The 18,009-nt window shown below is 64.4% G+C and carries 21 protein-coding genes and 1 other RNA gene; 11 read left to right on the forward strand and 11 right to left on the reverse strand.

What is annotated here, in order from left to right; all coding sequences use genetic code 11:
- Positions 1–9: 9 nt before the first annotated feature.
- On the reverse strand, positions 10–963 hold the full coding sequence (locus ACO07D_RS02905; RefSeq protein WP_421701446.1) for a dihydrodipicolinate synthase family protein: 954 nt from the start codon (positions 961–963) through the stop codon (positions 10–12).
- Positions 964–1,141: 178 nt separating this feature from the next.
- Between ACO07D_RS02905 and ACO07D_RS02910 the strand changes: the two genes are divergently transcribed.
- From ACO07D_RS02910 to ACO07D_RS02920, 3 genes are all read left to right on the forward strand, one after another.
- On the forward strand, positions 1,142–1,819 hold the full coding sequence (locus tag ACO07D_RS02910; protein ID WP_421701447.1) for a GntR family transcriptional regulator: 678 nt from the start codon (positions 1,142–1,144) through the stop codon (positions 1,817–1,819).
- Positions 1,820–1,916: 97 nt separating this feature from the next.
- Positions 1,917–3,695 carry a DNA polymerase III subunit gamma/tau gene (locus ACO07D_RS02915; protein WP_421701448.1) on the forward strand — a complete coding sequence of 593 codons (1,779 nt, stop codon included), beginning with the start codon at positions 1,917–1,919 and terminating at the stop codon, positions 3,693–3,695.
- Position 3,696: 1 nt separating this feature from the next.
- Positions 3,697–4,164, forward strand: a complete 468-nt coding sequence (locus ACO07D_RS02920; RefSeq protein ID WP_421701449.1) for a DUF6998 domain-containing protein — start codon at positions 3,697–3,699, stop codon at positions 4,162–4,164.
- 101 nt (positions 4,165–4,265) lie between these two features.
- On the opposite strand, the gene ACO07D_RS02925 is transcribed toward ACO07D_RS02920, so the two are convergent.
- Genes ACO07D_RS02925 through ACO07D_RS02935 form a run of 3 tightly spaced genes read right to left on the reverse strand, consistent with a single transcriptional unit; the run spans position 4,266 to position 6,471 of the window.
- Positions 4,266–5,060: a substrate-binding domain-containing protein gene (locus ACO07D_RS02925; protein ID WP_421701450.1), complete on the reverse strand. Its 795-nt coding sequence runs from the start codon at positions 5,058–5,060 to the stop codon at positions 4,266–4,268.
- Positions 5,057–5,770, reverse strand: a complete 714-nt coding sequence (locus ACO07D_RS02930; RefSeq protein ID WP_421701451.1) for an ATP-binding cassette domain-containing protein — start codon at positions 5,768–5,770, stop codon at positions 5,057–5,059. Before ACO07D_RS02930 ends, ACO07D_RS02925 begins: the two co-directional genes overlap by 4 nt.
- Positions 5,767–6,471, reverse strand: a complete 705-nt coding sequence (locus ACO07D_RS02935; protein ID WP_421701452.1) for an ABC transporter permease — start codon at positions 6,469–6,471, stop codon at positions 5,767–5,769. The genes ACO07D_RS02930 and ACO07D_RS02935 overlap by 4 nt, the downstream gene beginning before the upstream one ends.
- Before the next feature lie 613 nt (positions 6,472–7,084).
- On the opposite strand from ACO07D_RS02935, the gene ACO07D_RS02940 reads away from it, so the two are divergent.
- Both ACO07D_RS02940 and recR read left to right on the forward strand, forming a co-directional pair.
- Positions 7,085–7,429: a YbaB/EbfC family nucleoid-associated protein gene (locus ACO07D_RS02940; RefSeq protein ID WP_421701453.1), complete on the forward strand. Its 345-nt coding sequence runs from the start codon at positions 7,085–7,087 to the stop codon at positions 7,427–7,429.
- A gap of 19 nt (positions 7,430–7,448) precedes the next feature.
- Complete coding sequence (recR, locus tag ACO07D_RS02945; RefSeq protein WP_421701454.1) at positions 7,449–8,042, forward strand: recombination mediator RecR; 594 nt, start codon at positions 7,449–7,451, stop codon at positions 8,040–8,042.
- 155 nt (positions 8,043–8,197) lie between these two features.
- Here the strand turns inward: recR and ACO07D_RS02950 are convergent, their stop codons facing one another.
- From ACO07D_RS02950 to ACO07D_RS02960, 3 genes are all read right to left on the reverse strand, one after another.
- A complete protein-coding gene (locus ACO07D_RS02950) occupies positions 8,198–8,554 on the reverse strand; it encodes a DUF2794 domain-containing protein (RefSeq protein ID WP_421701455.1) in 357 nt (118 codons plus the stop codon).
- Positions 8,555–8,759: 205 nt separating this feature from the next.
- Positions 8,760–9,296, reverse strand: coding sequence for a TetR/AcrR family transcriptional regulator (locus ACO07D_RS02955; protein WP_421701456.1), 537 nt, complete (start codon positions 9,294–9,296; stop codon positions 8,760–8,762).
- Positions 9,296–9,835 (reverse strand): dihydrofolate reductase family protein, encoded by a 540-nt coding sequence (locus ACO07D_RS02960; RefSeq protein WP_421701457.1) that lies wholly within the window; start codon positions 9,833–9,835, stop codon positions 9,296–9,298. The genes ACO07D_RS02955 and ACO07D_RS02960 overlap by 1 nt, the downstream gene beginning before the upstream one ends.
- A gap of 134 nt (positions 9,836–9,969) precedes the next feature.
- Between ACO07D_RS02960 and paaI the strand changes: the two genes are divergently transcribed.
- From paaI to ACO07D_RS02985, 5 genes are all read left to right on the forward strand, one after another.
- Positions 9,970–10,428 carry a hydroxyphenylacetyl-CoA thioesterase PaaI gene (gene paaI, locus ACO07D_RS02965; protein WP_421701458.1) on the forward strand — a complete coding sequence of 153 codons (459 nt, stop codon included), beginning with the start codon at positions 9,970–9,972 and terminating at the stop codon, positions 10,426–10,428.
- 46 nt (positions 10,429–10,474) lie between these two features.
- Entirely contained in the window at positions 10,475–11,782 is a 1,308-nt protein-coding gene (paaK, locus tag ACO07D_RS02970; protein ID WP_421701459.1) for a phenylacetate--CoA ligase PaaK, read from the forward strand.
- Positions 11,783–11,786: 4 nt separating this feature from the next.
- On the forward strand, positions 11,787–12,365 hold the full coding sequence (locus ACO07D_RS02975) for a TetR/AcrR family transcriptional regulator (RefSeq protein WP_421701460.1): 579 nt from the start codon (positions 11,787–11,789) through the stop codon (positions 12,363–12,365).
- A gap of 338 nt (positions 12,366–12,703) precedes the next feature.
- Positions 12,704–14,407, forward strand: a complete 1,704-nt coding sequence (locus tag ACO07D_RS02980) for a Y-family DNA polymerase (protein ID WP_421701461.1) — start codon at positions 12,704–12,706, stop codon at positions 14,405–14,407.
- Positions 14,408–14,522: 115 nt separating this feature from the next.
- Positions 14,523–14,954 (forward strand): c-type cytochrome, encoded by a 432-nt coding sequence (locus tag ACO07D_RS02985; RefSeq protein WP_421701463.1) that lies wholly within the window; start codon positions 14,523–14,525, stop codon positions 14,952–14,954.
- Positions 14,955–15,037: 83 nt separating this feature from the next.
- On the opposite strand, the gene ACO07D_RS02990 is transcribed toward ACO07D_RS02985, so the two are convergent.
- Entirely contained in the window at positions 15,038–15,310 is a 273-nt protein-coding gene (locus ACO07D_RS02990; protein WP_421701464.1) for an I78 family peptidase inhibitor, read from the reverse strand.
- A gap of 42 nt (positions 15,311–15,352) precedes the next feature.
- Positions 15,353–15,628: an I78 family peptidase inhibitor gene (locus tag ACO07D_RS02995; RefSeq protein WP_421701465.1), complete on the reverse strand. Its 276-nt coding sequence runs from the start codon at positions 15,626–15,628 to the stop codon at positions 15,353–15,355.
- A 107-nt stretch (positions 15,629–15,735) separates the two neighbouring features.
- Between ACO07D_RS02995 and ACO07D_RS03000 the strand changes: the two genes are divergently transcribed.
- On the forward strand, positions 15,736–16,872 hold the full coding sequence (locus ACO07D_RS03000) for an S-(hydroxymethyl)glutathione dehydrogenase/class III alcohol dehydrogenase (protein ID WP_421701466.1): 1,137 nt from the start codon (positions 15,736–15,738) through the stop codon (positions 16,870–16,872).
- A gap of 65 nt (positions 16,873–16,937) precedes the next feature.
- Here the strand turns inward: ACO07D_RS03000 and ACO07D_RS03005 are convergent, their stop codons facing one another.
- Entirely contained in the window at positions 16,938–17,459 is a 522-nt protein-coding gene (locus tag ACO07D_RS03005; protein ID WP_421701467.1) for a ferritin, read from the reverse strand.
- A 148-nt stretch (positions 17,460–17,607) separates the two neighbouring features.
- Positions 17,608–18,002: RNase P RNA component class A (gene rnpB, locus ACO07D_RS03010), an RNA gene on the reverse strand.
- Positions 18,003–18,009 lie beyond the last annotated feature (7 nt).

Genomic DNA, 18,009 nt, shown 5'->3' on the forward strand with positions numbered 1-18,009 from the left:
GCCCGCCCCTCACGCCTGCGCCGCCCAGTCGGCATACCAGGTCTTGAACAGGGCATACTGGCTTTCGACATAGGCCTTCTGGCTGTCCGACAGCGCGTCGGTTTCATTGAAATGCAGCGCATATTCCGCGTCGCCGTTCAGCACCATCAGGTGCTTGTAATAGAGCACGAGGTCCGGGCCTTCATCGAAGGAGGACAGCACGGCCAGCGCCGCGTCCAGTTCCAGCGCCAGGGCGCGCGAAGTGGCGCAGCCGTCGGCCGCTTTCTGGCACAGGTCCACCAGGTGCAGCACCTCACGCGGCAACGCGTTACCGATGCCAGTGATCGCCCCGCCCGCACCACAGTTCACGAAACCATGGAAGACGGTGGTATCGACACCGATCATCAGGGTCACATCCGGGTTGCCCGAGGTAATGTTCTCGGCCGCATAGCGCAGCTCCTCGGCGCCGCCGAACTCCTTGAAACCAACCAGGTTCGGATGGTCGGCACGCAGGGCAAAGAACAGATCGGCGCGGGTGGCGAAGCCATAGTAGGGGCTGTTGTAGATCACCGCAGGCAGGTCGGGGGCGGCCGCCAGGATCGCCTTGAAGTGATTGCGCTGCGCGGTCATGGACGGCCCGCGCGACAACACGCGCGGAATGACCATCAGACCTTGCGCGCCAACCTCTTGCGCATGGGCTGCATGGGCCACCGCGGTGGCGGAGTTGACCGCGCCGGTGCCCACGATGGTCGGCACCCCGGCAGCGACCAGCCGCGCGACGCCTTCCATGCGCTCGGCATCCGTCAGCAGCGGCCAGTCGCCCATCGAGCCGCAATAGACCACTGCGGACATGCCTGCGGCGATCAGCTCCTGTCCCTTCTTAACCAACGCGTCATAGTCCGGCGACCGGTCGGCGGTGCAGGGGGTCATCAGGGCCGGGATCGTGCCCGAGAAGATCGTGTTCGCAATGCGCTCGGCGCTCATGAGGGGGCTCCTTTTCAGAGACAGACCCGGGGCGGCCCGGGTGAGAATCGGTTGTTTGGCCCCAAGAGCGGGGCTTCCAAATCTGGTAATGCATATTGGATCCAATATTCAATATAAAATTTACTTGCTTCAATTTTCCCTTTACTGCAGGTAACTTGGCGCCAATCGGAGAGGGCACATGAAACTGAAATCGGTCGATATTGCGAAAACAGCCTCCGCCGCGACGCTGGTGTTCGAGGCGTTGCGCACGGCGATCATCGAAGGTGAGTTGCAGGACGGCGAACCGCTCAGGCAGGATGAAATCGCCCGGCTCTTCAACACTTCGCGCATTCCGGTGCGCGAGGCGATTTCGCGGCTCGAGGAACAGGGGCTGGTGAAATCCCAGCGCTACAAGGGTGCCGTGGTGGCCGGGTTGTCGATCGAGGAAGCGACCGAGATTTTCGAGTTCCGCGCCCTGGTCGAGGGCGAGGTGATCCGCCGCGCCGTGCCGCAAATGTCCGCCGAACTGCTGGCCGAGGCGCGCACCTATTGCGAGGAGTTCGCCGCCTCCCCAGATCCGATGCAATGGGGCGGGTTGAACCGCAAGTTCCACTGGGCGCTCTATTCGGCCTGCGCCCTGCCCTATCACCTGGGCGTGGTCGACAATGCGATGGACCGGGTGGATCGCTACCTGCGCGCCCAGTTGCTGCTGACCGACGGAATGGAAAAGGCCAACCGTGAACACTTGGCCATTCTCGACGCTTGCGAGGCGGGTGACGCGGATCTGGCCTGCGCCCTGACCCGGGCACATATCGACGACGCCAAGATCTCGCTACGCGCCCATCTGGCGGCAAAACCGACGGGAGGCGCGGGCTGAACCGCCCCGCTTCCCTGTTGCAGGGCGAACCCGCAAGGCTTTAGGTTGGTCGGGACCGATTCAGGGCGCAGTTGTACGCCCGACCGCAGGGGGCACCATGTCTGAAAGCACCGAAAAGACCTATCAGGTTCTGGCCCGCAAGTACCGGCCCGAAAGCTTTGCCGACCTGGTGGGTCAGGACGCCATGGTGCGCACCCTGAAAAACGCCTTTGAATCAGACCGGATCGCCCAGGCCTTCGTGATGACCGGCATTCGCGGCGTCGGCAAGACGACCACCGCGCGGATCATCGCCAAGGGCATGAACTGTATTGGAAAGGACGGCTCCGGCGGACCCACCGTGGAACCCTGTGGGGAATGCGAACACTGTGTGGCGATTGCCGAAGGTCGCCATGTCGACGTGATGGAGATGGACGCGGCCTCGCGCACCGGTGTGGGTGACATTCGCGAGATCATCGATTCTGTGCACTACCGCGCGGCCTCGGCCCGCTACAAGATCTACATCATCGATGAGGTCCACATGCTGTCCAAGAGCGCCTTCAACGCGCTCCTGAAAACGCTTGAGGAACCGCCCGCGCATGTGAAGTTCATCTTCGCCACCACCGAGATCCGCCAGGTGCCCGTGACGGTGCTGTCGCGCTGCCAGCGTTTCGACCTGCGCCGGATCGAGCCCGAAGACATGCTGGCCATGCTGAAACGCATCGCCAGTGCGGAAGGGGCCGAGATTGCCGATGACGCCCTGGCGCTGATCACCCGCGCGGCCGAAGGTTCGGCCCGTGACGCGCAGTCGCTGCTGGACCAAGCCATTTCCCACGGTGCCGGCGAGACGACCGCCGACCAGGTGCGCGCCATGTTGGGCCTGGCCGACCGTGGGCGGGTGCTGGATCTGTTCGACCTCGTCATGAAGGGCAATGCGGCGGGCGCCCTGGCTGAACTGGGCGCGCAATATGCCGACGGCGCCGACCCGATGGCAGTGCTGCGCGACTTGGCCGAGGTGACCCATTGGATCAGCGTCATCAAGATCACGCCCGAAGCGGTGGACGACCCCACTGTCTCGCCCGACGAACGCTTGCGCGGCAAGGCCATGGCCGACGGTCTGGGCATGCGCGCGCTGACACGCATGTGGCAGATGTTGCTGACCGCTCTGGACGAAGTGGGCCGCGCGCCCAACGCGATGATGGCCGCCGAGATGGCGGTGATCCGCCTGACCCATGTGGCCGAACTGCCCTCGCCCGAGGAACTGGCCAAGCGCCTGAAAGACGCCCCCGTGCCCCCGCCCTTGCCCGGCGGCGGAGGCGGTGGCGGCGGCCATCCCGCGCCCGGCGGCACGCCCCACGCAGGTGGCGCACCGATGGGCATGGACGGGCCACCCCCCGGTGCCCCCACGATGCACGCGGGCGGCGGTCAGGCCGCAGCCCTGGCCCAGGCGCCCGAGGTCTCGCTGGCCAGCTATGCCCGCTTTGATGACGTGGTCGAACTCATCCGCGCCTCGCGCGACGTGAAGCTGCTGGTCGAAGTCGAGGGCGGTGTGCGCCTGGCAAACTACGCCCCCGGTCGGATCGAGTTCACGCCCACCGACAAGGCCCCCCGTGACCTGGCCGCGCGGCTCGCACAACGCCTGCACGGCTGGACCGGCGTGCGCTGGGTGGTGACCCTGGTCAACGATTGCGAGGCGCTGACCATCGCGGAAACCCGTGACAGCGCCCTGTTGGAGCTGAAGGCCCAAGCCCAGGACCATCCGCTGGTCCAGGCCGTCATCGCCGCCTTCCCCGGCGCCAAGATCAACGAGATCCGCACCCCCGACGAGATCGAGGCCGAAGCCGCCGCCGAGGCCCTGCAGGAGGTCGAAGACGAATGGGATCCGTTCGAGGAGGAGTGACTTGGACACGGATGACACGCAGGTTGCTGCCATTCTAAGCCAGGTAAAACCCCTCGCCGTCGCGTTCTACAACAAGACCGGCAACCCCCTGGGCGTGACCGGAGAAATCGCCGAATATGAGGCCGCACGCCTGTTGGGCCTCGACCTGATGGAAGCCCGAAGCCCCGGCTATGACGCCGAACGCATGACCGCAAAGGGTGTTGAACGGCTCCAGATCAAGGGCCGCTGGAAGCAGAATGGCAAGTCATGGGGCCGCGTTGGGTCTATCAACATCGACAAGCCCTTTGACGCCGTACTTCTGGTGCTCATGTCGGGTGCCTACGAAGTGCAGGAAATCTGGGAAGCCCCCCGCGACAAGGTCGTCGCGCGCCTAGAAGAACCAGGGTCGAAATCGCGCAATGAGCGTCGATCCATGGGGGTAGCCCAGTTCAAGACAATCGCGATGAAAGTCTGGCCCCTGCCCGCTTAACCCGCCCCGGCGCGGCGGCGTGGGAGGCCACGACAACTCCGCCCACGCGACGTTCGCCAGGGTGGGAGCCGCGCTGGGGCGGTCACCCGGCAACCGTCGCGTCACTTCGCGTTGAAGGTGAACAAGGTCTCGCCATTGATCGTGTAACCGTTGATCAAGTCCTTCGCCTTGTCCGACACCAGCCAAGCCTCCAGTTTCTCAGCCAGCTCTGCCTTCACATGCGGGTGCCTTTCCGGGTTCACCGGCAAAAAGGCATATTGGTTGAACAGCACCGGGTCGCCTGCAAACAGCAGCGCCTGGTCAGCCTTGTTGGCGAAGTTCAGCCAGCTCGCGCGGTCCGACATGATATAGGCGCCCAGGCCCGCAGCCGTATTCAGGGACGCGCCCATGCCCGCCCCGACCGCTTTGTACCAGTCGCCTTGCGGGGCAACACCGGCGGCAGCCCAAAGGCTGAGTTCCTTTTTGTGCGTGCCGCTGTCATCTCCGCGGCTGACGAAATCGGCTTGCACCTCGGCAATCGCCACCAGGGCGACGACGGCACTCTCTGCGCCCGCGATCCCGGCCGGATCATCTGAAGGGCCAATGAGGACAAAATCGTTGTACATGATCTCACGCCGGTGAGTGCCGTAGCCGTCGGCCAGAAACGCGTCTTCGGCCTTGCGCGAATGCACCAGGATCGCATCCACGTCGCCCGCTTCGCCCAGGCGAATGGCTTGGCCGGTGCCGACCACCAGCAGCTGCACCTCGATCCCGGTGTCGGCCTTGATCTGCGGAACCAGGATGTCGGACAGGCCCGAGTTGTGGAAGGACGTGGTCACCGCGAGTTTCATCTCCTCCGCGAAGGCGGCCGTAGCGGTCAAGCTGGCCAGAACGGCCCCTAGGATCAGGCGTTTCATTCGACGATATCTCCATTCAGAAAGGCGCGGGCCTGCTCGGTGGATGGCCCTTGGAAGAAGCTCTTGGCAGCGGTGAACTCATGCACCTTGCCGTGCAGAAGAAAGGCGACCTCGGTGCCCAAGCGGCGGGCCTGGCCCATGTCATGGGTGGACATGATGATGCGTGTACCAGCCTTGGCGACACCGTTCAGGATGTCCTCGATCTCGCGGGTAGCGCGGCCATCCAGCGACGAACAGGGTTCGTCCAGGAACAGAAGCTCCGGATCACGAATGAGCGCGCGAGCGATGGCGAGCTTCTGACGCTCGCCCCCGGACAGAACCGTGGCCTGCCTGTTCAGCATGCCCCCCAAGCCCACACGTCCGGCCCAGGCTGCGGCCCGGGCACGCGCCTCGACCCGTTTCACACCAATCAGGCGCAGCGGATAGGCCAGGTTGTCCTGCACCGTGCGCCGCATCATCACCGGTTGCTGAAAGACGAAAGCCTGGTGTCGCTGTGCCTCATGCTCATCACAGGCCCAGTCGATCCGCCCCGCGCCCAGCCGGGCGATCCCATGCAACATGCGCAGAAGCGAGGTCTTGCCCGCCCCGTTCGGCCCGATCACCATCGTGGTGCCGACGGGGCCGAGCTGCAAATCGACGGGGCCAACCAGCACCCGACCCCGGCGCCGGGTCAGCGCGCCTTCGACAGTGAGGGGGAAAAGATTGCTCACCACCGGCCCTCCCGTTCCGTGCCCGACAGCACGTGGATCGCCAGGTTCACGCCGATGGCGATCGCGATCAGGATGAAGCCCAGCGCAAGCGCCAGGGCGAAGTCACCCTTGCCGGTTTCCAGCGCGATGGCGGTGGTCAACACGCGGGTGTGGTGGTCGATATTGCCGCCGACGACCATGATCGCACCGACCTCGCCGATGCCCCGGCCAAAGCCCGCCAGAGCGGCGGTCAAAAGCGCCCGACGCCCGTCCCACAGCAGCGCGCGAATGCGCTGCCCCTGGCTTGCGTTCATCGAAATCAGCAGGTCGTGATAATCCGACCACAGCTCGCGCAGCGCCTGATGCGCGATGGACGCGATCAGCGGCACGATAATGACCACCTGGGCGATGATCATCGCCGTGGGAGTGAACAGCAGCCCGAACACGCCGAACGGTCCGGACCGGCTGAGAAAGACATAGACGATCAACCCGACCACCACCGGCGGCAGCCCCATCAGCGCGTTCAGCACGGCGATCACGAAGCGGCGCAGGCGGAACCGACGCACGGCGAGGTAAGCGCCCAGCGGCAGGGCAATCATGCAGGCGACCAACAGGGCGGTCAGGGTCACACGCAACGAGCGCAGGCTGATCTCGATCAGCTCCGGGTCCAGCCCGAAGACGAGCCGGAGTGCCTGCAAGGCTCCCTCGAGAAGATCCGACATCACCGCGTCCTCTTGCCGGGGCACCACCTGACGCCCCTCCCTTGATCGGCAGCATTGCCACAGGCGCGGGGGTCAAAAAACCGCGAATGTCGCGAAAGGCTGCCGCTTGGCTCTAACGCCCCACCAGGGCGGGACAATTTGGCCAAATATAGACAATACACCCCTGACGGGGGCGCGAAAACCGACCCATGGCCAGACGCATCCGCCTTGGTGCGCCTGTTTAAGGTCGAAGACGCGGCCGTGGAGAAGATAAGGCGCGCTCCGATCGACCAGAAGGCCCGGCCGTCTACGGGATTGTCGGTACCTGCTGCGTTCCCGCAAGCGTCCAAGACGCGCCGAAGGTCGACATCTCTCCTGGCAAGCTGCTGCAGGAATGATCAGCCTGCCGATCAGAGTGATCCAGATGATGGCAGACCCCGCCGCATCAACGCGATACACTTGGCACGTGGGTTCGACCCGTTCCCAACCAGCCAAACCCTGATCCGGCGCGTGGCAGTCACAACACCGCAAAGGGGGGATCTGCGCCGGGGCGCCTCTCCCCATGTGCCCCCCCTTGTGCAAAGCCCCCGCCCCCCGTATCTAACCTCCAACACCGGATGCGAAGGAGCGTGACATGCTGAAAGGTTTGGGCGGGCTTGGCGACATGGCCAAGATGATGAAGACCGCACAGGAAATGCAGACAAAGATGGTCGAGATGCAGGAGCAGTTGGAAACCATCACCGTGACCGGTGAAAGCGGCGCGGGCCTGGTCAAGGCCACGGCCACTGCCAAGGGCGTGCTGACCGGCCTGGACATCGACCCGTCGATCTTCAACCCGGACGAAAAAGAAGTGGTCGAAGACCTGATCCTGGCCGCAATCAAGGACGCCCAGGCCAAGGCAAAAGCCAAGAGCGAAGAGGAAATGGCCGCGCTGACCGAAGGCATGGGCCTGCCCAAGGACATGAAACTGCCCTTCTGAGGGCGGTTTCCAGTCTCCCATGGACGCCCCACGCGAGATCGAAGAGCTGATCGAGCTCATGGCCAAGCTGCCGGGCCTCGGTCCGCGCTCGGCCCGGCGTGCGGTTTTGTACCTGATCCGCAAGCGGGGCCTCGTGCTGGCCCCGCTGGCCGACAGCATGCAGGTGGTGGCCGAACGGGCCCGCGAATGCCTGACCTGCGGCAATGTCGGCACCGCAGACATCTGCGAGATCTGCTTGAGCGAGAAACGCGCCAATGGCGAGATCTGTGTGGTCGAGGACGTGGCCGACCTCTGGGCAATGGAACGCGCGGGCGTCTTTGCCGGACGTTATCACGTGCTGGGCGGCACCCTGTCCGCCCTTGATGCGATCGGCCCCGACGAACTGGGTATCCCGCGACTTGTCAAACGGGTGGAGGCCGAGGGGGTGACCGAGGTGATCCTGGCGCTGAATGCCACCGTCGACGGCCAGACAACCGCACACTATATCGCAGAAGAGTTGGAAACCCGCTGCAAGGTCACCTCATTGGCCCAGGGCGTGCCGATCGGCGGCGAGCTGGACTATCTGGACGACGGCACCATCACGGCTGCCCTGAAGGCGCGCAAGACCGTCTGAGGGCTGCGTAAATCTACGGTGTATCGAGCCGTTCCCTCCGCCCCATCGCCGTGTGATTGACAGTTCCGATCTGCGGCTTGCTTATCTCGCAGACAAGCGCGCACGGGACCGGCGGGAGCCCCTTGCCCCCGCAAAGCACCGGGCAAGAGGCGCGACTATTCCACCGCGCGGATCAGCTTGCGCTCCAGCACGCGCAGCACGGTTTTCAGGTCCTGACCACGTCTCAATATCTGCCCGTCCATGCCGATCACACTGTACTGACCCTGCTTCAGTCGCAGGGCCGGGCGTTTCTCGATCCGATAGAGCGGATGTTCGGCGGTGCGTCGAAAGACATCGAATACGGCCACATCCTTGAGGAAACTCATGCCATAGTCGCGCCATTCACCGGCCGCGACCATGCGTCCATACAGTCCCATGATGGTGCCCAATTCGCGCCTGTCGAAAGCCACCTGCTGGCCCTGCCCCGATGCTGAACCTTGGCCCGGAAAGGGTGTTGGTGTCTGCATATTCATGCCTTCAGCCTGCCCGCAAAGGGTAAACAAATCAATCCCTGCCCCAATTTTGCCGCGAAAAGACCACCGGCATTCCCCGTTCCTTCCCCTCTGTTGCCGTCAACGTGGCCGAAAACAACCCTGTAGCGAGCACGAGCTCACCCGGCGCCACGTTGTACAGCCCCCACCCAGTACGTGGCGCCGGAGCTACAGGTGAAGCCCCGCCTCAGGCGGGGTTTTCGCGCTCCAAGGCTGTGATGAGCCAGCCCAGGGCATCCATGTAGTCTGAGAGCTCCAACCCGGGTGCCGCAGCCGCTGAAAAGGCAAAGCCGTGGGCGTGATCAACCAGCACGCCAACCTCGCGCATGCCGTCCCCTCCCATGGCACGGACCTCTGCAATCAGATGATCCGTCAGGGTCTGCAGTTCACCGGCGATCAGGCTTGTATCGCTCAGAACTGCTTGCAGCAGCGCGGGATGCTCCAGCGCCCGCGCCATGTAGCGCGTCATGAGCTGCGACAGACGGTCGGAGGCCGTGTCCCCAACCACCCGCTCCCCGACCCCGGCAAACACCTGAGCTACCAACGCGGCAAACAAGTCCCTACGACTGCCCACATGGTGGCTCACCGCCATTGCCGTCACACCCAGACGCGCAGCCAAGGCGCGAAAGCTGACCGCCTCCGCCCCTACTTCACCCAGCAGGGACAGGGCAGCCTCCAAGACCGCCTCACGCGTGATCCCCTGTCCCTTGCGCGGACGCGCCATCAGCCTGCCTTCACGCGATAGACAAGGTCCGTCAGCCCCGAAGGATGGGAACGCACCTCGGAAGTCTCCAGGTCAACATCCCCGGGAAGCTCTCCGAACAGGCGAATGCCCCTACCCAGCAGGATCGGCACGATGGTCACGGTCATGTCCTCGACCAGACCTTCTGCCAGGAAGGACCGCACCACGGCACCGCCGTCTACATAGGCGCGCCGCCATCCTTCGGCGGTCAGCTCCGCCATCAACGTCTTCGGCGCCTTGCCGCTCAGCCGCACCTTGCCCCGGAGCGCCTCGGGAATATCCGCGTCGCCCAGCGACCGGCTCATCACCACCACAGGCAGCGTATAGGGCCAGTCGCCGAAGCCAAGCACCGTACGAAACGAACCCGCCCCCATCACGATCCCGTCCATGCGCGCGATATGAGCGTCATAGCCGTGGTCCTCGTCATCGCCCGGCTGCTTCATCAGCCAGTCCAACCCATGATCTTCGCGCGCAACGAAGCCATCCAGGCTCATTGCCATGAACACGTGACCTGTCGTCATCTCGACTCTCCTGATTTACAAACTATACATCGTATAGTTAAATCGACCACACCGCGCCAGAAGAAACACTATTGACCGCACGGTCGGGTTTGTGCATCCTAAGATTCAAGGGATTTTGGGAGGAGCCCCTGAGCATGACACCCAAGCAACGTGCAGAGCGCGCGGCGGCCGCCATGTGGGCGGGCGACCGGGCCAGCCAGGACGCGGGTATGACCCTGATCGCGGTCGGCCCGGGCACGGCAACAATCACAATGCCGATACGCGCGGACATGGCCAATGGGCATGGCATCGCCCACGGCGGCTATATCTTCACCCTCGCCGACAGCGCCTTCGCCTTTGCCTGCAACAGCTACAACAAGAACGTGGTCGCCCAGCACAACTCGATCACCTACCTCGCCCCCGGCCAGATCGGCGAGACCCTGACCGCCACGGCGCGCGAAGTCGCCCTGGCCGGACGCTCCGGCATTTATGACGTACTGGTCACCGGCGAAGACGGGCGCGAGATCGCCCAGTTCCGCGGCCATTCCCGCCAGATCGGCGGCCAGCATTTCGACGAGACCGAAACCGAGACACAAGACACCGTCGCCGGCTGAGTCGGCCCGAGAAGGAGACGGGGCCCGCTGCCCCGTGGAGGAAACCATGAAAGACCTGACCCCGCGCCGTGAGGACCTGGACCCGATCGAGATCGCCTCGCGTGATGAAATCGCCGCAACCCAGCTGGAGCGCATGAAGTGGTCGCTGCGCCATGCCTATGACAACGTGCCTTTTTACCGCCAGAAGTTCGACGAGGCGGGCGTGCATCCCGATGACCTCAAATCTCTGTCGGACCTGGCAAAGTTTCCCTTCACGGTGAAACAGGACCTGCGCGACAACTATCCCTTCGGCCTGTTCGCCGTGCCGCGCGAACAGATCGCACGCATCCATGCCAGCTCCGGCACCACCGGCCAGCCGACCGTGGTTGGCTATACCGCAAATGACCTCAAGATGTGGGGCAGCGTGGTGGGTCGTTGCCTGCGTGCCTCGGGTCTTCGACCGGGCGACGTGCTGCACAACGCCTATGGCTACGGGTTGTTCACCGGGGGCTTGGGTGTTCATGGCGGGGCCGAGCAATACGGGCTGACCGTCGTACCCGTGTCTGGCGGCATGACCCAGCGCCAGGTCCGCCTGATCGAGGATTTCCGCGCCGATGGTATCACCGTCACGCCCTCTTATGCGCTGTCGATCCTGGACGAATACGCCCGCGAAGGGCGCGATCCGCGCGAAAGCCCGCTGAAGGTCGGCATTTTCGGCGCCGAACCCTGGACCAACGCCATGCGTTCTGAAATCGAAGCCGCCTTCGACATGCACGCGGTTGATATTTATGGACTTTCCGAAGTCATCGGCCCCGGCGTGGCGAATGAATGCGTGGAAACCAAGGACGGGCTGCACATCTGGGAGGATCACTTCTACCCTGAAATCATCAACCCGAACACCGGTGAGGTGGTGGAAGATGGCGAAATGGGCGAGCTGGTCTTTACCTCGCTGACCAAGGAAGGCTTCCCGATCATCCGTTACCGCACCCGCGACCTGACCCGGCTGCTGCCCGGCACCGCGCGGTCGATGCGGCGGATGGAGAAGATCACCGGACGGTCCGATGACATGATCATCCTGCGCGGCGTGAATATCTTCCCGACCCAGATCGAAGAACAGCTGATGGAAGTGCCGGAACTGTCACCGCATTTCCAGATCGAGCTGCTCCGCCCCGGCCGCATGGACGAGATGCACGTGCATGTCGAACTGGCCGAAGGTCAGTCGATGGATATCCAGGCCGAAGCCGCCCATCGCCTCAAGGGGCTGGTGAAATCCCACGTTGGCGTCACCGTGAAGGTCAATGTCTCTGAGCCGGGTGGGGTTGAGCGATCGCAGGGTAAAGCTGTAAGGATCATCGACAACCGCCCCAAGGAGTGAGTGTATGCCGCGCGGGATCGCACGCGACCACGAAGAGAAACGGACCGCCCTGCGCAAGGGGGCGGCCGCCTATTTCGCCGAACACGGGTTCGATCGGGCCTCGATGACCGGGGCGGCGAAAAGCTGTGGCGTGTCCAAGGCGCTGATCTATCACTACTATGACAGTAAGGAAGCGCTGCTTTACGACATCCTCGACACCCATCTGAGCGAGCTGGTCGCCGACGTCGAGGCCGCGCCGGAAACCGACGGGCTGCGCGGCCTGGTGCGCGCGATCCTGATGGCCTACCGGGGCGCGGATGCGGAACACAAGCTGCAGCTCGATGCGCTGGGTGTGCTGGAACCGGAACAGCAGGCGCACCTGCTGGGCCACCAGCGCACGATGATCGAGATGATGGGCGCCGCTCTGTCGGCCGAAGCCCCGGGCCTGGCCGACGACCCGACCCGCCTGCGCGCCACCACCATGTCGGTCTTCGGCATCCTGAACTGGTACTACATGTGGAACCGGCCCGGCAAAGGCATGGCCCGCGAGGATTATGCCGAGATGGTCACCGACATGGTCCTGGGCGGCATTCGCGCGCTCTGATCCGCAACCGGAGCACTCCCGCCCATCGTCAGGCCTCAAAGAGGCCCTCCTCTGGTTGGGCGTGGCACCCTGCGGAGCGCAGGTTGCGGGTGCCTGGATCAACCATCCCATCTCATTGCCAGCATTCGCTGTGCATGGCCCGTTGACGATGGCGTCTTGACCTCGCTTCCCAGGCAGATCGCGCCAGTCCCTCCAAGCCCCCTCTTTATCTTGCCCCAAATATCCTCGCCGAAGGCAAGACGTCGTCGCCCTTCCCGACCACCACAACACCGGCCGAGACTCGACTCCCCATCCGCTCCGCAGTATCATGAACAAAACGCGAACATCCAGCTACCACCATGCCCCAACCCCGCCGCATCCTCTCCCTGTGGTTTCCGCGCCTTGGTGCGGAGCGGTTGATGCGTGGGCGCCGGGGCCTGACACCCGGTCCCTTTGCGGTGGTGGCAGATCGGGGCAATCTGCAAATCCTCACCTCGCTCAACTTCGAGGCCGAACAGGCCGGGCTGACCCCCGGCCAGCCCCTGCGCGATGCGCGCGCCATGTGCCCCGAGCTGATCTCGCACCGCGCCAACCCGGTGGCCGAGGCCGCTTTTCTGGCCACACTCAGACGCTGGGCCGGCAAGTTCTCGCCCTGGGTGGGCGAGGCAGGCAGTACAGAAGGGTTGGTTCTGGACATTACCGGCTGCGCGCATCTGTTCGGCGGCGAGGCGACCATGCTGGACGAGGTCGCCCGCGACTGTGCCGCCCTGGGGCTGACCGTGCGCGGCGGCATTGCCGACACGGTGGGCGCAGCCTGGGCGCTGGCGCGATTCGCGGGGGCCGAGATCGACATCGGCCCAGGCGGTGATGCAATCGACCAGGAGGCCCGCGCCACCCGCTCGCGCGCCGCGCGCCGCCCCAAGGGGCCCGCCCCCGCCAAGACGACCCGTGGCCGCCGCCACTGGACCCGCGGTGGCGCGGCGCCTGTGCCGATCCCGGGTCAGGGCATCGAAAGCGACCCCGCCCGCATCGCCCCGCCGGGCGCCCTGCACGCGGCCCTGTCGCCCCTGCCACTGGCCGCCCTGCGCCTGCCCGCCGACACGGTGGCGGGGCTGAACCGGCTGGGGCTGCGGCGGGTCAGCGACGTTCTGGGCACACCCCGCGCAGGTCTTGCGCGCCGCTTTGGCCGCGACCTGGTGCGACGGCTGGACCAGGCGCTGGGGGTGGAACCCGAACCCGTCTCTCCGGCCCGCCCACCCTTGCGCTTTGCCGTGCGCCTGGGCCTACCCGAACCGATCGGGTTGGAAGAGGACGTGATGGCCGGGGTCGACCGGCTGCTGCCGGAGCTCTGCACCCGGTTGCGCACCAAGGGGCGCGGGGCACGGGTGGTGCGGCTGGAATTGTCGCGGGTGGATCACGGGTTGCAGGTGATCGAGGTCGCCCTAGCCCGACCCGCCGCCGATCCCGACCGTATCCGGCCCCTGCTGGCGATGAGGTTGGGCGATGTGGACGCGGGCTTCGGCTTTGACCAACTGCGCCTGGTGGCCCCGGTGCACGAGGCGGTGCGGCCCGAACAACATCGCGGCCCAATCACCCTGCGCGGCAATGCCCCCCCGACCCCGGAAACGGAGATCGAGGACCTGATGGGCCGCATTGGCGCCCGGCTGGGGCTGGAGGCGATGACCCGCCTGCACCCCGGCGACAGCCACGCGCCGGAGAAGGCCGAACAGGTGCTGGCCGCCGCCTGGTCCCGCCCCGCGCGCGACTGGCATGCGCCGCCCCGCCCCCGGCCCCTGTTGATGTGGCGCCCCGAACCGGTCACCGCACCGGAACATCCGCGCCTGCCCGCCCGGATCCGCTGGCGCGGGCGGGAACTGGACATCGCCCAGGCCACGGGGCCGGAACGCATCACCCCCGAATGGTGGCTGGAGGAAGAGGCCTGGCGGTCTGGCCAGCGCGACTACTGGCTGGTCACCACCTGCTGCGGACTTCGCCTGTGGCTTTATTATGCCCATGGCGCGGCGCTGTCGCCCGGCTGGTTCTGCCATGGTAGTTTCGGCTGACACGCCCCCGGCAGCAAACCACCGCTCACGCGGATGTCATCTGACGCGCGCCCACGTTACGGACTACGTTGAAACGAACGACCCAGCGAACAGCACAACAGCAAGGGAGAAACCGATGAAACGCATGACCCTGATCCTGGGCGGTGTACTCGCCGCAGGCATGGCCCTGGCACATGACGGCGTGCAGAACCCCGCCGTGATGGCCCGGATGGAGGCGATGAAACAGATCGGCGGCGGCATGAAGGTGCTGGCCGGCATGTTGAAAGGTGAAATGACCTATGACACTGCCGAGGCCCAGGCGGCCCTGGACAAGATCGAAGAAGCCGTCGGCCGCGTCCCCGCCCTGTTCGAGGCGCCCGAAAGCGATCCGAAAAGCACCGCCCTGCCCGTCATTTGGGAAAACTGGGAGGATTTCGAAAGCAAGATCGACGCCCTGGCCAAGGCTTCCATGGGGGAAATCACCGACGAGGACAGCCTGAAAATGGCGGTCTCGACCCTGGGCGGCACCTGCAAGGATTGCCACGGCGACTATCGCCAAAAGCAATAGGCCAATGCGCAGGGTACGGCGCGCTCTTATCAAAGACCATTTATCTTGATGCCAGAGGCCGCGACCCACGCGGCCTCACTGGCCTACACGCACCAGACCCGGGTGATGATCCCGTTCTCATCCACAGCGATGTTCAACCGCGCAGGATTGTAATCTTCGGTCACCGCCATGCCCGGATGGATCACCCGCAGTGGTGCGTTGATCTCGATTTCCGAAATGATTCCCGCATCCTGCCCAACCAATCCCTGCAAACGATCCGCCCCGCAGGTCGGGGTGAAATCCAACGGGGCAGGCCCAGCCGCCGGGGATTGGCAGGCGGCAAGGGCCAGCGAGAGGGGCAAAAGCAAATGTCTCATATCCCGATCAGGCCCGATCCTGTTGCCAGTTGCAAGAGGCGTTCAGCCGCAGCGCAAACCGGCAATGGCCCCATTCACATCCAGCTCGACATTCAACCGCGCCGGGTTGAAGTCCAGCGTGACCGCATCACCTGGCCGGATCACCCGTGTGATCTCCGGCACCGCGGCCCCCTCCAGCGCCGACTCGGGTTGACCCAGCAGCTCCTGCAAGGCCTCCGCACCGCAACTGTTCATCTCGACGCCCTCATCCGAGGGCAGGCAGGCGGCCAGGATCACAAGGGTCAGGCCGATGGTGGCGGGGAATAGGATATGCTTCATTCGCGCTTCGGAACATGTTTGTCGGTCGGGGGCAAGCCGATGTCGTTCCCAAGTTGAAAATATGCGGCAATTCGCGCAGTTTGGGCAAAACAACAGGAGGATCCCCCATGCGCACCCGTGCCGCTGTCGCCCTCGAGGCCGGCAAACCCCTTGAAATCATGGAAGTGAACCTGGACGGCCCGAAGGCGGGCGAGGTTCTGATCGAGGTCAAGGCCACGGGCCTGTGCCACACCGATGAATTCACCCGCTCGGGTGCGGATCCCGAGGGGCTGTTCCCCTCGATCCTGGGCCACGAGGGCGCGGGCGTCGTGCTGGAGGTCGGCGAGGGTGTGACCACGCTGAAACCGGGTGACCATGTGATCCCGCTCTACACGCCGGAATGCCGTGAATGTCATGCCTGCCTGTCGGGGAAAACCAACCTCTGCACCGCGATCCGGGGCACCCAGGGTCAGGGTCTGATGCCCGATGGCACCACGCGCTTTTCCATGCTGGATGGCACGCCGATCTACCACTACATGGGCTGCTCGACCTTCGCCAACCACACGGTCCTGCCCGAGATTGCTCTGGCCAAGGTGCGCGACGACGCGCCCTTTGACAAGATCTGCTACATCGGCTGCGGCGTGACCACCGGCATCGGCGCGGTGATCAACACCGCCGGGGTCGAGATCGGGTCTTCGGCCGCCGTCTTCGGCCTGGGTGGCATCGGTCTGAACGTGATCCAGGGCCTGCGCATGGCGGGAGCCGACATGATCATCGGCGTCGACCTGAACGACGACAAGGCCGAGATGGCGAAGAAATTCGGCATGACCCATTTCGTGAATCCCTCGAAACTGACCGAGGGCCAGTCGGTCACCGAAGCGATCGTCGAGCTGACCAAGACCGAGAAAGACCAGTTCGGCGGTGTGGATTATTCCTTCGACGCCACCGGCAATGTGCAGGTGATGCGCGACGCGCTGGAATGCTCGCACCGTGGCTGGGGTGTTTCGGTCATCATCGGCGTGGCGCCTGCGGGGGCCGAGATCTCGACCCGCCCGTTCCAGCTGGTCACCGGCCGCGTCTGGAAGGGCACCGCCTTCGGTGGCGCCAAGGGGCGCACGGATGTGCCGAAATTCGTCGACTGGTACATGGACGGCAAGATCGAGATCGACCCGATGATCACCCACAAGCTGACGCTGGATCAGATCAACGAGGGGTTCGACCTGATGCACGAGGGCAAGTCGATCCGCGCGGTTGTGGAGTTCTGATCCCACCCGCCAGACAGGCAAAAGGGGAGGCCGCGGCCTCCCCTTTTTTGTGTGCTTGCGTCGGATCAGGCGTCGGCTTCGCCGCCTTCGTCACGCCCCAGACCATTGGCCATTTCCTTGTCCAGCAGCAAGAGGTGCCAGCGGTTGTCGCCCGCCGCATCGACCTGATCCAGAACGGTGCGAAACAGATCCTCTTCCTCGGTCTGTTCCTCGATGAACCATTGCAGCATGTTCTGGGTGGAAAACTCCTTTTCCGCCTGCGCCAGCTCGAACAGAGCGTTGATCTGTGCGGTCACGGTCTTCTCATGCGCCAGGGCAGCCTCCAGCACCGCCTTGGCACTGGCGTAATCGGCCTGCGGGGCGGCAATGCCCTGCAATTCGACCCGCGCGTCACGGCGCACCAGGAAGTCATAGATACGCATGCCGTGTTCGGTCTCTTCGGTGCTGTGGCCGCGGAACCATTGGGCAAAGCCCGGCAGCCCGTTGTTGTCGAACCAGGCGGCCATGGACAGGTAAATATACGAGGCGTTCAGCTCGGCACTGATCTGGTTGTTCAGCGCGTCGGCGACTTTGGCGTTCAGGGTCATGGAATGTCCTTTGGATCACTGTTTAGAATGAATCTAAGTTGATGGGTGTCAAAAAACAACTAGGATACATCAAGTTTTAATCGTTCGAAATCAATGCACTAATCAATCAATAACGCTATTCAGAATCACTTGCAAAATGTGGGGAAGTACGCGCGGACGGCCTATAAGCCGGATTCTGTCCACGCGGGCGGACCCGCGATAGATGACCATTCCTCTAGGCGGCCTGTTGCCAGGACGCTCAAGCTGCCAACCCGGATCTGCTGGGGCCAAGGCGGCCCCGGGGCATGCGCCCCGCGCGATCCCTATTTGGCATTGCTCCCGGTGGGGCTTGCCGTGCCGCCCCTGTTGCCAGGGGCGCGGTGGGCTCTTACCCCACCGTTTCACCATCACTTCGCAAGCGAAGCAGTCTGTTCTCTGTGGCGCTTTCCCTGGGGTTGCCCCCGCCGGGCGTTACCCGGCACCGTTGCCTTGTGGAGTCCGGACTTTCCTCGGATCACGCCGGGGCACGCCCCGACAGTCACCCGCGGCCATCCGGCCATCCGCGCGGGGA

Source organism: Aliiroseovarius sp. (assembly GCF_965228805.1).
Taxonomy (GTDB): Bacteria; Pseudomonadota; Alphaproteobacteria; order Rhodobacterales; family Rhodobacteraceae; genus JASBTN01.